At 72.8% G+C, this 12,772-nt stretch carries 10 protein-coding genes and 1 pseudogene; 9 read left to right on the forward strand and 2 right to left on the reverse strand.

What is annotated here, in order from left to right; translation table 11 throughout:
• Positions 1–11: 11 nt before the first annotated feature.
• On the reverse strand, positions 12–1,451 hold the full coding sequence (locus tag AC3ET3_RS23780; protein ID WP_432137832.1) for a cytosine permease: 1,440 nt from the start codon (positions 1,449–1,451) through the stop codon (positions 12–14).
• Between the two features lie 157 nt (positions 1,452–1,608).
• Between AC3ET3_RS23780 and ureA the strand changes: the two genes are divergently transcribed.
• The 7 genes and pseudogenes from ureA to AC3ET3_RS23815 all read left to right on the forward strand — a co-directional run.
• On the forward strand, positions 1,609–2,313 hold the full coding sequence (gene ureA / locus AC3ET3_RS23785; protein ID WP_432137831.1) for an urease subunit gamma: 705 nt from the start codon (positions 1,609–1,611) through the stop codon (positions 2,311–2,313).
• 199 nt (positions 2,314–2,512) lie between these two features.
• Entirely contained in the window at positions 2,513–4,225 is a 1,713-nt protein-coding gene (locus AC3ET3_RS23790) for an urease subunit alpha (protein WP_432137830.1), read from the forward strand.
• A gap of 31 nt (positions 4,226–4,256) precedes the next feature.
• Positions 4,257–5,309: an agmatine deiminase family protein gene (locus AC3ET3_RS23795; protein ID WP_432137829.1), complete on the forward strand. Its 1,053-nt coding sequence runs from the start codon at positions 4,257–4,259 to the stop codon at positions 5,307–5,309.
• 41 nt (positions 5,310–5,350) lie between these two features.
• Positions 5,351–5,956 carry a TetR/AcrR family transcriptional regulator gene (locus AC3ET3_RS23800; RefSeq protein ID WP_432137828.1) on the forward strand — a complete coding sequence of 202 codons (606 nt, stop codon included), beginning with the start codon at positions 5,351–5,353 and terminating at the stop codon, positions 5,954–5,956.
• A gap of 297 nt (positions 5,957–6,253) precedes the next feature.
• The gene (gene cimA / locus AC3ET3_RS23805) at positions 6,254–7,864 is read left to right on the forward strand and encodes a citramalate synthase (protein WP_432137827.1); all 1,611 of its coding nucleotides are present in this window, start codon (positions 6,254–6,256) and stop codon (positions 7,862–7,864) included.
• Positions 7,865–7,979: 115 nt separating this feature from the next.
• A complete protein-coding gene (locus AC3ET3_RS23810) occupies positions 7,980–9,359 on the forward strand; it encodes a hypothetical protein (protein WP_432137826.1) in 1,380 nt (459 codons plus the stop codon).
• A gap of 196 nt (positions 9,360–9,555) precedes the next feature.
• Positions 9,556–9,714, forward strand: a pseudogene (locus AC3ET3_RS23815) (YdeI/OmpD-associated family protein); the annotation flags it as partial.
• A 210-nt stretch (positions 9,715–9,924) separates the two neighbouring features.
• Here AC3ET3_RS23815 and AC3ET3_RS23820 read toward each other — a convergent pair.
• Positions 9,925–10,551: a YceI family protein gene (locus tag AC3ET3_RS23820; protein WP_432157228.1), complete on the reverse strand. Its 627-nt coding sequence runs from the start codon at positions 10,549–10,551 to the stop codon at positions 9,925–9,927.
• A gap of 322 nt (positions 10,552–10,873) precedes the next feature.
• Between AC3ET3_RS23820 and AC3ET3_RS23825 the strand changes: the two genes are divergently transcribed.
• Both AC3ET3_RS23825 and AC3ET3_RS23830 read left to right on the forward strand, forming a co-directional pair.
• Positions 10,874–12,469: an acyl-CoA carboxylase subunit beta gene (locus tag AC3ET3_RS23825; RefSeq protein WP_432137824.1), complete on the forward strand. Its 1,596-nt coding sequence runs from the start codon at positions 10,874–10,876 to the stop codon at positions 12,467–12,469.
• 57 nt (positions 12,470–12,526) lie between these two features.
• The gene (locus tag AC3ET3_RS23830) at positions 12,527–12,718 is read left to right on the forward strand and encodes an acyl-CoA carboxylase epsilon subunit (RefSeq protein ID WP_432157226.1); all 192 of its coding nucleotides are present in this window, start codon (positions 12,527–12,529) and stop codon (positions 12,716–12,718) included.
• The last annotated feature ends 54 nt before the right edge of the window (positions 12,719–12,772 follow it).

A 12,772-nucleotide genomic window follows, 5' to 3' on the forward strand; every position in this document is an offset into this window, starting at 1 on the left:
CCGGCCGGGCCCTAGAGCTCGCTGCCCGCCAGGACCGCCCCGGAGTGTGCCTCCGGGGCGGTCCCGCCGCTTTCCCGGCCGCGCGTCAGCGCCAGGTACACCGCGCCGCCGACCAGCCCGGACAGCAGGAAGCTGCAGTCCACCCCGCCCGTCAGCGCCAGCAGCGGACCCTCGTACCGCGGCAGCGACACGGCGAGCAGGCCGACCGCCGCGCCGAGCGCCCAGGACACCGTCGCGGGGATGTTCCAGCCGGCGTGGAACCAGTAGATCCCGCCCCGGGCGCGGCGGTTGAAGACCTGCAGGGCATCCGGGTCGTACACGCCGCGGCAGCGGGCGAAACCGATCAGCGTGATGACGGCCCACGGGGTGCCGACAGCGGTCAGCAGCAGCACGAACGACGTCATGGCGTCCTGCGCGCTGGAGGCGTAGTGGCCGGCGAAGACGCAGGCCGTCGCCACCACGGCCACCGTGTACGTGGCCCGCGCCCGGGAGGCGCGCGGCAGGATCGCGTCCAGGTCCAGCCCCATCGAGTACAGCATCAGCCCGGCGTTGCCGACCGAACCGGCCGAGGCGGCCAGCAGCAGCGGGAGCAGGTACCAGGCGGGGGACGCGTCCACGAGCGGCCCCGCGTAGTCCAGGGCGGCGCGCGCCGCGTAGGCCGTGAACGTGCCGAAGAGCTGGGGCACCAGCAGGCCGAGGACCAGCCCGAGCCAGGTGGCGTGCAGCACCGTACGGGAGGAGTGTCGGGCCGGGGAGATGTAGCGCGTGTAGTCGCCGAGCAGCGTGATGAAGGCGATCGGCCCGGACAGTCCGGCCGCGACCATGGCGAGCAGCCAGGTCGGCCAGTAACCGCCCAGCAGATAGCCGCCGGCGTCCGGCAGCGCGGCGGTGGTGAAGCCGGGGGCGTACGCGATCACACCGAGGACCAGCAGCGCGGTCATCCCCACCGCCAGCACCCGGGACATCGCCAGCAGCACCCGGTAGCCGTAGACCGCGCCCGCGACGGTGGCCGCCGCGAGCAGCGCGTAGATCACGCCGTACGACACCCCGTCCGCGGGCAGGCCGAACAGCCGGCCGAGGACACCGACCATCACATCACCGCCGATCCACACCGTCAGCGCGGTGTAGCCGAGGGCCAGCAGCAGGCCGACCACCGAGCCGACCAGCCGGCCGCGGACGCCGAACTGGGCGCCGGAGGAGGTCGACAGGTTGGTCGCGGTGCGCAGCGAGATCAGCGCCAGCGGGGCGGTCAGAGCGGTGCCGGCCAGTGTGCCGACGACGACCGAGGTGACCGACGACCACCAGTCGAGGCCGAAGGACGGGGGCAGCCAGCCGAAGACGATCACGCCCAGGCAGAGGTTGGAGCCGAGCAGGATCGACACCAGGTCACGGGGTCCGCTGGTGCGTTCCTCCTCGGGGATGGTGTCGACTCCGCGCTGTTCCATCGGCATGGCAGGTCTCCTTCGGTCGGCCGCCGTCGGCATGTTAGAGCGACGTTCAATGTGAGTCATCATGGGACGGTGGTCAACAGGTGAAGCGCCTCAATCTATGGCTTCCTTGGTTTAGATTCATGTTCTAAGGTGGCCCAGGCAAGGAGGTGCCCGGAGCATGAGACTGACCCCCACCGAGCGTGACCGCCTGCTGCTCTTCGGAGCCGCGGAGCTGGCCCGCGCCCGCCGCGCCAGGGGGCTGCGGCTGAACGTCCCCGAGGCCACGGCCCTGATCGCGGACACGGTCTGCGAGGCCGCCCGCGACGGCGCCCGCCTCGCCGAGGCCGTCGAGCGGGCCCGCGCGGTGCTCGGCCCGGACGACGTCCTGCCGGGCGTCGCCGACGTGGTCACCGAGGTCCATGTCGAGGCCGTCTTCGACGACGGCTCACGGCTGGCCGTGGTGACCGCCCCGATCGGCGGGGGCCTCGGCGGGGACGCCCCCGGCGCGCTGCTGCCCGGCCCCGGATACACCGAACCGGCGGCCGCCGTACGGCTCACCGTCACCAACACCGCGACCGTGCCGGTCTCCGTCACCTCCCACTTCCACTTCTTCGAGGCCAATCCGCGCCTGGACTTCGACCGCACCGCCGCCTACGGCATGCGCCTCGCCGTCCCCGCCGGTTCATCGGTCCGCTTCGGACCGGGCGACAGCGGCGAGGTCGGGCTGGTGCCGATCGGCGGCGACCGGATCGCCATCGGCTTCGCGGGTCTCGTCGACGGCCCGCTGGACGCCCCCGGCGCCCGCGAAGAGGCCCTGCGCCGTGCGGCGGCCTGCGGTTACCTCGGCGTTCCCGCGATCGTGGGCGAGGAGGCCGGGCGATGAGCCGCCGAGGAGGTCGCCCGACCGGCACCCGGCGCTCGGCGCGAACCGGGCGGGGCGGGGTCCGGGGTGCGCGGGCCGGCTTCGCCGGCGGCCCGCCGACAGTGCCCGACGCCCCGCCGACCGTGCCCGACGCCCCGCGCCGTGCCGCCGCCCGTGGCTGCCCGAGCGTTTCCGTGACACCCGGCGAGGAGGCCGAGCGATGAGCCGTCCAGGAGGACATCCGGCACCGGCGCGGCGCCTCACGCCGTACGAGTACGCCGCCACGCACGGCCCGCGCGCCGGGGACCGGGTCCGGCTCGGGGACTCGGGGCTGACGATCCGCGTCGAGTCGGACGCCCAGCGACCCGGCGACGAGTTCCTCGCCGGGTTCGGCAAGACGGCCCGCGACGGACTGCACCTCAAGGCCGCAGCCGTCCGCGACACCTGCGACGTGGTCATCAGCAACGTCGTGGTCGTCGACGCCGTGCTGGGCATCCGCAAGGTGTCCATCGGCATCCGCGAGGGCCGCATCCACGCCGTCGGCCGGGCCGGCAACCCCGACACCCTCGACGGGGTGGACGTCGTCGTCGGCACCGGCACCTCCATCGTCTCCGGCGAGGGACTCATCGCCACCGCCGGCGCCGTGGACACCCACGTCCACCTGCTCTCCCCGCGGATCATGGAGGCCTCGCTGGCCTCCGGTGTCACCACGGTCATCGGGCAGGAGTTCGGGCCGGTGTGGGGCGTCGGCGTCAACTCACCCTGGGCGCTGCGGCACGCGTTCGGCGCCTTCGACGCCTGGCCGGTCAACATCGGCTTCCTCGCCCGGGGTTCGTCCTCCCACGCGGCGCCCCTCGTCGAGGCCCTGGCCGAGGGTGGCGCCTCGGGCTTCAAGGTCCACGAGGACATGGGCGCCCACACCCGCGCCCTGGACACCGCCCTTCGGGTCGCCGAGGAGCACGACGTCCAGGTCGCCCTGCACAGCGACGGCCTCAACGAGTGCCTGTCCGTGGAGGACACCCTGCGCGTCCTGGAGGGCCGCACCATCCACGCCTTCCACATCGAGGGCTGCGGCGGCGGACACGTCCCCAACGTCCTGAAGATGGCCGGCGTGCCGAACGTCATCGGCTCCTCAACCAACCCGACCCTGCCCTTCGGCCGGGACGCCGTCGCAGAGCACTACGGCATGATCGTCTCCGTCCACGACCTCAAGACCGACCTGCCCGGCGACGCGGCCATGGCCCGCGACCGCATCCGCGCCGGCACCATGGGCGCCGAGGACGTGCTGCACGACCTGGGCGCCATCGGCATCACGTCGTCCGACGCGCAGGGCATGGGCCGGGCCGGCGAGACCGTCCGCCGCACCTTCGCCATGGCCGGCAAGATGAAGGCCGAACTCGGCGCCCCCGACTGCGGCCACGACAACGACCGCGTCCTGCGCTACATGGCCAAGCTGACCATCAACCCGGCCATCGCCCACGGCCTCGCCCACGAGGTCGGCTCCCTGGAGGCCGGCAAACTCGCCGACATCGTGCTCTGGCGCCCCGAGTACTTCGGTGCCAAGCCGCAGCTCGTCCTCAAGGCCGGCTTCCCGGCGTACGGCGTGGTGGGCGACCCGAACGCGGCCACCGACACCTGCGAACCCCTCGTCCTCGGACCCCAGTTCGGGGCGTACGGCGCCACCCCGGCCGACCTCTCCGTGGCCTTCGTCGCGCAGGCCGCCGTCGACCGGGGCCACGACGCGATGCCGACCCGCCGCCGCCGGGTCGCCGTGCGCGGCACCCGCGGCATCGGCCCGGCCGACCTGCGCCTGAACTCCCGTACCGGAGTGGTCGACGTCGACCGGAGTACCGGGCTGGTGACGCTCGACGGCGAACCGCTGCGCTCCGCGCCCGCAGACTCGGTCTCCCTCAACCGCCTCTACTTCCTCTGAAGGGCACCCCTTTCCCGTGAAGGACACCCGTATGACGACCCCCGCCGCCGACGGCTTCCGCATGCCCGCGGAGTGGACGCCGCACGAACGCACCTGGATGGCCTGGCCGGGCCCCAACCCCACCTTCGACGACCCCGGGGCGCTGGCGGCCGCGCGCACCGCCTGGGCGGCGGTGGCTCGCGCGGTCCGCCGCTTCGAACCGGTCACGGTGGTGTGCGGACCGGGCCAGTCCGCCGACGCGCGCGCCCTCCTCGGCGAGGGCGTCGAGACGGTCGAACGCGACCTCGACGACGCCTGGATGCGCGACATCGGCCCCACCTTCCTCACCGGCGCCCGCGGCGAACTCGCCGCCGTGGACTGGACGTTCAACGGCTGGGGCGCCCAGGAGTGGGCCCGCTGGGAGCACGACGCGAAAATCGCCGCCCATGTCGCCGACCTCGCGGGCTGCACGACGACGTACGCCTCGGACCTCGTCAACGAGGGGGGTGCGATCCACGTCGACGGGGAGGGCACCGTTCTGCTCACCGAGACCGTGCAGCTCGGCCCCGAGCGCAACCCGCACTGGACGCGGGAACAGGTCGAGACCGAGATCCACGCCATGCTCGGCACCCGCAAGGCGATCTGGCTGCCGCGCGGCCTCACCGGCGACTACCCCCCGTACGGCTTCGGCACCCTCGGCCACGTCGACATCGTCGCCGCCTTCGCCCGTCCCGGCGTGGTCGTCGCCCACGTCCAGCCCGACCCGGCGCACCCGGACCACGAGGTGACCAAGGAGATGGTCGGCCTGCTGCGCGCACAGACCGACGCCCGCGGCCGCCGCCTGGAGGTCGTTGAGGTCCCGGCGCCGACCGTCCTGGAGGCCGACGGGCACTGGGCCGACTACTCCTACATCAACCACTACCTCTGCAACGGCGGTGTGGTGCTCTGCGCCTTCGACGACCCGCGCGACGAGATCGCGGCCGGAATCTTCCGCCGGCTGTTCCCCGACCGCACGGTCAGCCTGGTCGACGCCCGCACCGTCTTCGCGGGCGGCGGCGGCATCCACTGCATCACCCAGCAGCAGCCCAAGGCGCCGGTCAGGTAGAACATACGGGTGAACGTTCCCGCTTCGCCCGGCGCCGCCCTATGAGCACGCCCCGCCGCACCCCGGCCCCCGCGCGCGAGCAGATCCTCGCCGCCGCCATGGCGATGATCGCCGAGCGCGGTCTGGAGAAGCTCACCATGGCCGCCCTCGGCCGCGAGGTCGGCATGAGCAGCGGACACCTCCTCTACTACTTCCGCTCCAAGGACGAACTGCTGCTGCAGACCCTGGAGTGGAGCGAGGGTCGGCTGGGCGCCGAGCGCGGGCGCCTGCTCACCCGGGACCTGTCCGCCCGCGAACGGCTCGACGCCTACGTCGACCTGTACGTCCCCGACGGCCACCGCGACCCGCACTGGACGCTCTGGCTGGAGGTGTGGAACCGCTCGCTGAACGCGGACGGCGACGCCCGCGACCGCCAGGCCGCCATCGAGGGCGCCTGGCACCGTGACCTGGCCGCGCTGCTCGCCGAGGGCGTCTCGCGCGGCGAGTTCCGCCCGGTCGACGCCGACCGCTTCGCCGCCCGGCTGCGCGCGCTGCTGGACGGGTTCTCCATCCACGTGGCGATCGGCCTGCGCGGCACCGACCGCGAGCAGGTTCTCGGCCACGTCGGGGAGTTCATCGCCGGCTCCCTGCTGGCGCGGGACGCCTGACCGCATCCTGAGACGGACGGTGAGCGCGGGGACACTTTGTGCCAGACTGCCCCCGTGCTCTCGTTCGCCATGATTATTGGCAGCAGGCGCGCCGGTCCGCAGTGACCGCCAGGTACGACCACGTACGGGCGGACACCGTCGTCCTCGACCCGCGCGCAGACCTCTCGCACCCGCGAGGGGTTTTTCGCTTTTTCTGGCCCACCCACAGCCGGGAGCGAGAGCGCGAGGGACCATGGGGGGACGGTGGAGCCGGTCATTCCGGTAGACCGAGATCTCAGTTTCAGGAGCCTTGAGACCATGACCGAGACGGCAAGCAGCGAGCTCGACGATTCCTTCCACGTCTTCGACACCACCCTGCGCGACGGCGCGCAGCGCGAGGGCATCAACCTCACCGTCGCCGACAAGCTCGCGATCGCACGGCACCTGGACGACTTCGGCGTCGGCTTCATCGAGGGGGGATGGCCCGGCGCGAACCCCCGCGACACCGAGTTCTTCGCCCGCGCACAGCAGGAGATCGACTTCAGGCACGCCCAGCTGGTCGCGTTCGGCGCCACCCGCCGCGCCGGCGCGAAGGCCGTCGACGACCCGCAGGTCAAGGCGCTCCTGGACTCCGGCGCCCCGGTGATCACCCTGGTCGCCAAGTCCCACGACCGGCACGTCGAACTGGCCCTGCGCACCACCCTCGACGAGAACCTGGAGATGATCCGCGACACGGTGTCCCACCTGCGCGCCCAGGGCCGCCGCGTCTTCGTCGACTGCGAGCACTTCTTCGACGGCTACCGCGCCAACCCCGAGTACGCCAAGGCGGTCGTCCGCGCCGCGTCCGAGGCGGGAGCGGACGTCGTGGTGCTCTGCGACACCAACGGCGGCATGCTCCCGGCGCAGATCCAGGCGGTGGTCTCCACCGTCCTCGCCGACACCGGCGCCCGCCTCGGCATCCACGCCCAGGACGACACCGGATGCGCGGTCGCCAACACCCTCGCCGCCGTCGACGCCGGCGCCACCCACGTGCAGTGCACCGCCAACGGCTACGGCGAGCGCGTCGGCAACGCCAACCTCTTCCCCGTCGTCGCAGCCCTGGAACTGAAGTACGGCAAGCAGGTCCTCCCCGAGGGCCGGCTGCGGGAGATGACCCGGATCTCGCACGCCATCGCCGAGGTCGTCAACCTCACCCCCTCCACCCACCAGCCCTACGTCGGCGTCTCCGCCTTCGCGCACAAGGCCGGCCTGCACGCCTCCGCCATCAAGGTCGACCCGGACCTGTACCAGCACATCGACCCCGAGCGGGTCGGCAACACCATGCGGATGCTGGTCTCCGACATGGCCGGGCGCGCCTCGATCGAGCTCAAGGGCAAGGAACTCGGCGTCGACCTCGGCGGCGACCGCGAACTGGTGGGCCGCGTCGTCGAGCGGGTCAAGGAGCGCGAACTCGAGGGCTACACGTACGAGGCCGCCGACGCCAGCTTCGAACTGCTGCTGCGCTCCGAGGTGCAGGGCCGGCCGCTGCGGTACTTCGCGGTCGAGTCCTGGCGTGCCATCGTCGAGGACCGCCCCGACGGCACCCACGCCAACGAGGCCACCGTCAAGCTGTGGGCCAAGGGCGAGCGCATCGTCGCCACCGCCGAGGGCAACGGCCCGGTCAACGCCCTGGACCGCGCCCTGCGCGTCGGCCTGGAGAAGATCTACCCCGAGCTGGCCAAGCTCGACCTCGTCGACTACAAGGTCCGCATCCTGGAGGGCGTGCACGGCACCCAGTCCACCACCCGCGTCCTGATCTCCACGACGGACGGCACCGGCGAGTGGTCCACGGTGGGCGTCGCCGAGAACGTCATCGCGGCCTCCTGGCAGGCCCTGGAGGACGCGTACACGTACGGGCTGCTGCGCGCGGGGGTGGCCCCGGCCGAGTAGTCCGGCGTCGGCGCGTACGTCGGTCGGGGCCGGCCGGGCGGCCGGCCCCGGCGGACTCGCTCCTTGACTTGCCGCCGAATGTCCGTATTGGGGCGTATTCAGGTAGCTTCGAGGTATGAAGGTCGCGATACCGGTCCGCGCCCTCGCCGGACTGCTGCTCGCGCTGGCGCTCGCCGCCCTGGCCCTGCTCCCGGCGATCGCCCCGCAAGCGCGCGCGGCGCCCGGTGCGCCCGCGCAGACCAGCGTCTCCGCCATCGCCGCGGCCCTGCGTGAGGATCCCGTCTACGTCGACCCGGCCGCCACCGACCAGCTGTCCCCGTCCGAGGTCCAGGCGCTGAGCCGGCGCATCGAGAACGCCGACAAGCCGCTCTTCGTCGCCGTCCTGCCCGCCGACCAGCCCACCGAGCGGCTCTTCGCTGACCTGCGCACCGCCACCGGCATCACCGGCCTGTACGCCGTCCGCCTCGGCGACCGCTTCGACGCCCGCGCCGACTCCGCCGTCCTGTCGAACACGGCCGTGCGCAACCTCGTCGACAGCGTCCGCGGCGAGAGCGACGCCGCCACCCAGCTGACCGAGTTCACCGACCGGGCCGTTGCCAACATGGGCGGATCCGCCCCGGCCTCCTGGTCCGGCGGCGACGGCACCGGCGTCTCCGCGACCGCCCTGATCACCACAGGCGCGGTCCTCGTCGCGGGGGGCGCCGGGGCGTACGCCCTGATCCGGCGCAACCGCCGCCGCCACGAGGAGGAACGGCGGGCCGCCCTGGAGAGGCTGCGGGTCGTCGTCGACGAGGACATCACCGCCTTCGGTGAGGAACTCGACCGGCTCGACTTCCACCCCGCCGAGGCCGGTGCCGACGACGCGATGCGCGCGGACTACGAACGAGCGCTGGACGCCTACGACCAGGCCAAGTCGGCGATGGCCGCCGCGGCCCGGCCGGAGGACGTGCGGCCTGTCACCGAGGCCCTGGAGGACGGCCGCTTCAGCCTGGCCCAGCTGGCCTCCCGCCGTGACGGGCGTCCGCTGCCCGAACGCCGGCCGCCCTGCTTCTTCGACCCCCGGCACGGCCCCTCGGTCGCCGACGCCACCTGGTCCCCGCCCCGCGGGGCGCCCCGCGAGGTCCCGGTCTGCGCCGCCGACCGGACCCGGCTGGCCGACGGCCGCGACCCGGTGATCCGCGAGGTCGACAGCGACGACGGCCGCCGCCCCTACTGGGAGGCCGGCCCCGCCTACGGCCCGTGGGCCGGCGGTTACTTCGGCGGCGGCCTCCTGCCCGGCCTGCTGGTCGGGACCATGCTCGGCGGCATGATGGCCACCCCGTCCTACGCGGCCGACTACGGCACCGGCTACGGCGACTTCGGCGCCGCCGGCTACGCGGGCGGCGACGTCTCCGGCGCGGACTTCGACCCCGGTGACTTCGGCGGCGGCTTCGACGGCAGCGGCTTCGACGGCGGCTTCGGCGGCGGGGGAGGCGACTTCGGCGGGGGCTTCTGACCCGCACGGAACCGAGCGGAGGCCCGGGGAGCCGACACCGGGCCCGGCACCCCAGGCCGCGGTCGTCGGCGCCCCGCTCCTGCGGCACCGGGCCCCCGGCACCTCAGGCCGCCGGTCGCCGGTGCCCCCGCCCAGGCACCCTGGCCCTGGCGCCGGCCCTACCCCGCACCCGGCACGTCTCTCCGGGCCCGCCGAGGTGGCGGCGGCGCGGGCGGACGGGCCCTGGGCGGCGGCGTACGAGCAGCGCCACGCGGCCGTCCCCGACGACCTCGCCGCCGCGTTGGCCCGTCGGCCGCGTGCCCGGGCGGCCTTCGAGGCGTTCGGCCGCGCCGGCCGCTACCGGGTCACGCTCGGCCTGTTCCGGGCCCCGCACCCGCACCCCGCCGCCCGCGAGGCCCGGTCGTCCGGGCGCCGGGCAAGCTGGAGGCGGTGCTCGCGCGGGCGGTACCGGGCGCACGGACCCCGGACGCGCCGAGCGCCCGCCTTCCGCGGGGGAGGGGAAGGCGGGCGCGCTCGGGGTGACGCCGACGCGGCTCGGGCGGAGGCCCGGTACCGGGGGTGCGGCTCAGCCGGCGTTCCGGACGGCCGAGATGTCGAAGTTCAGCTTGATCTTGTCAGAGACCAGTACACCGCCCGTCTCCAGCGCGGCGTTCCAGGTCAGGCCCCACTCGGAGCGAAGGATCTCCGCCTTGCCCTCGAAGCCGACGCGCTCGTTGCCGAAGGGGTCCTTGGCGGAGCCGTTGAACTCCAGGTCGATGGTGAGCGGCTTGGTGACGCCGAGGATGGTCAGGTCGCCGGTGATCCGGTAGTCGTCGCCGCCGAGGGCCTCCGCCCGGGTCGAGCGGAACGTCATCGTCGGGAACTCCTCGGTCCGGAAGAAGTCCGCGCTCTTCAGGTGCCCGTCACGGTCGGCGGACCCGGTGTCGATGCTGTCCATGGTCACGTCGAGCGAGGCCGCGGAGCGGGCCGGGTCGGTGCCGTCCAGCCGCAGCGAGCCGGTGAACTCGCTGAACCTGCCCTTGACGTTGGTCACCATCGCGTGGCGGGCGACGAAGCCGATCGTGGAGTGGGCGGGGTCGATGGTGTAGTCGCCGGTCAGGGCGGCGAGGTCGGCGGCGCCGACGGGGGTGGCGGCGGTCAGGGTGGCGGTCCGTGCGGTGGTGTCGTCGCTCTTGCGGCCGAAGATGCCCATGATGTGCTCCTTTGTGGGGACGGGAGACCCGGCCCGTTGAATGTTCAACGACTTCAACGGTTTCGACCCTAGACCTATTCCGTTCAATGTTCAACATCTGTGTCCGGTGGGCCGGCCGGAGCGGTTAGGCTCAGCGGGTGAACCGTGCCGCGCCGTCGCACCCCACCCCCACTTTGTGCGACTCCCACAACGCACACGCCCTCTGAGCAGTCGGAAAGCCTGCATGCCCCTCGGGTTCTGTTCAGGGGTACCAGGAAAACGGGCCGGAGACTGTACGGAGTCGACGGCTCGCTTTCCTTGGTGGTCTTCGTAAGGTCGCTACATGACCGTTTTGGAAGAGACGACGGGCGAGCCGACCGGGGAGCCGACGGACGCGCGCGGGCGGGTCGCCGAGCTGCACGAGATCCGTGCGCAGGCACTGGCCGGCCCCAGCGAGAAGGCGACCGCGGCGCAGCACGCCAAGGGCAAGCTGACCGCCCGCGAACGGATCGAGCTGCTGCTGGACCCGGGTTCCTTCCAGGAGGTCGAGCAGCTGCGCCGGCACCGCGCCACCGGCTTCGGCCTGGAGGCGAAGAAGCCCTACACCGACGGTGTGATCACCGGCTGGGGCACGGTGGAGGGGCGCACGGTCTTCGTCTACGCCCATGACTTCCGCATCTTCGGCGGCGCGCTGGGCGAGGCCCACGCCACCAAGATCCACAAAATCATGGACATGGCCATCGCGGCCGGCGCGCCCCTGGTGTCGCTCAACGACGGTGCCGGGGCCCGTATCCAGGAGGGCGTCTCCGCGCTCGCCGGCTACGGCGGCATCTTCCAGCGCAACACCAAGGCGTCCGGCGTCATCCCGCAGATCAGCGTCATGCTGGGCCCGTGCGCGGGCGGCGCGGCCTACAGCCCCGCCCTGACCGACTTCGTCTTCATGGTCCGCGAGACCTCGCAGATGTTCATCACCGGCCCGGACGTCGTCAAGGCCGTCACCGGTGAGGAGATCACCCAGAACGGGCTCGGCGGCGCCGACGTCCACGCGGAGACCTCCGGCGTCTGCCACTTCGCGTACGACGACGAGGAGACCTGCATCGCCGAGGTGCGCTACCTCCTCTCGCTGCTCCCGCAGAACAACCGCGAGAACCCGCCGCGCGTCGAGTGCTCCGACCCCGCCGACCGCCGCTCCGACGTCCTGCTCGACCTGGTCCCGGCCGACGGCAACCGGCCGTACGACATGGCCAAGGTCATCGAGGAGATCGTCGACGACGGCGAGTACCTGGAGGTCCACGAGCGCTGGGCGCGCAACATCATCTGCGCCTTCGGCCGGCTCGACGGCCAGGTGGTCGGCATCGTCGCCAACCAGCCGCAGAGCCTCGCGGGCGTCCTCGACATCGAGGCCAGCGAGAAGGCCGCGCGCTTCGTGCAGATGTGCGACGCCTTCAACATCCCGATCCTCACCCTTCTGGACGTACCCGGCTTCCTGCCCGGCGTGGACCAGGAGCACGGTGGAATCATCCGGCACGGCGCCAAGCTGCTGTACGCCTACTGCAACGCGACCGTGCCGCGCATCTCCCTCATCCTCCGCAAGGCGTACGGCGGCGCCTACATCGTCATGGACAGCCAGTCCATCGGCGCCGACCTCACCTACGCCTGGCCGACCAACGAGATCGCCGTGATGGGCGCCGAGGGCGCCGCGAACGTCATCTTCCGCCGTCAGATCGCCGACGCCGAGGACCCCGAGGCCATGCGGGCCCGCATGGTCAAGGAGTACAAGGCCGAACTGATGCACCCGTACTACGCGGCGGAGCGCGGTCTGGTGGACGACGTCATCGACCCCGCCGAGACCCGCGAGGTCCTGATCAAGTCCCTGGCGATGCTGCACACCAAGCACGCCGACCTGCCCTCCCGCAAGCACGGCAACCCCCCGCAGTAACCCAGCGGACTTTCCGCGGCACCCCCGCGGAAACCTCTTCCACGGAGACTGACAGCCATGAACACGCCTGACATCCGCGTAGAGAAGGGCCACGCCGAGCCCGAGGAGGTCGCCGCCATCACGGCTCTCCTGCTCGCCCGCGCCGCCGCCCGCCCCGCCGAGACCCCGGCGCACCGCGGCCGTGCGAAGGCCGGCTGGCGCCGCCTGGAGCGCGAGCCGGGCTTCCGGGCGCCGCACAGCTGGCGCTGACGCCCCGCCCGACACAGCACTGGGGGCCCCCTCCCCCAAGGAAGGGGGGACAAA

This window comes from Streptomyces sp. bgisy159, assembly GCF_057707805.1.

Excerpts from the sequence above, each read along its gene's own strand:
- AC3ET3_RS23780 (WP_432137832.1), bottom strand. The coding sequence starts at position 1,451 with ATGCCGATGGAACAGCGCGGAGTCGACACCATCCCCGAGGAGGAACGC.
- ureA (WP_432137831.1), top strand. The coding sequence starts at position 1,609 with ATGAGACTGACCCCCACCGAGCGTGACCGCCTGCTGCTCTTCGGAGCC.
- AC3ET3_RS23790 (WP_432137830.1), top strand. The coding sequence starts at position 2,513 with ATGAGCCGTCCAGGAGGACATCCGGCACCGGCGCGGCGCCTCACGCCG.
- AC3ET3_RS23795 (WP_432137829.1), top strand. The coding sequence starts at position 4,257 with ATGACGACCCCCGCCGCCGACGGCTTCCGCATGCCCGCGGAGTGGACG.
- AC3ET3_RS23800 (WP_432137828.1), top strand. The coding sequence starts at position 5,351 with ATGAGCACGCCCCGCCGCACCCCGGCCCCCGCGCGCGAGCAGATCCTC.
- cimA (WP_432137827.1), top strand. The coding sequence starts at position 6,254 with ATGACCGAGACGGCAAGCAGCGAGCTCGACGATTCCTTCCACGTCTTC.
- AC3ET3_RS23810 (WP_432137826.1), top strand. The coding sequence starts at position 7,980 with ATGAAGGTCGCGATACCGGTCCGCGCCCTCGCCGGACTGCTGCTCGCG.
- AC3ET3_RS23820 (WP_432157228.1), bottom strand. The coding sequence starts at position 10,551 with ATGGGCATCTTCGGCCGCAAGAGCGACGACACCACCGCACGGACCGCC.
- AC3ET3_RS23825 (WP_432137824.1), top strand. The coding sequence starts at position 10,874 with ATGACCGTTTTGGAAGAGACGACGGGCGAGCCGACCGGGGAGCCGACG.
- AC3ET3_RS23830 (WP_432157226.1), top strand. The coding sequence starts at position 12,527 with ATGAACACGCCTGACATCCGCGTAGAGAAGGGCCACGCCGAGCCCGAG.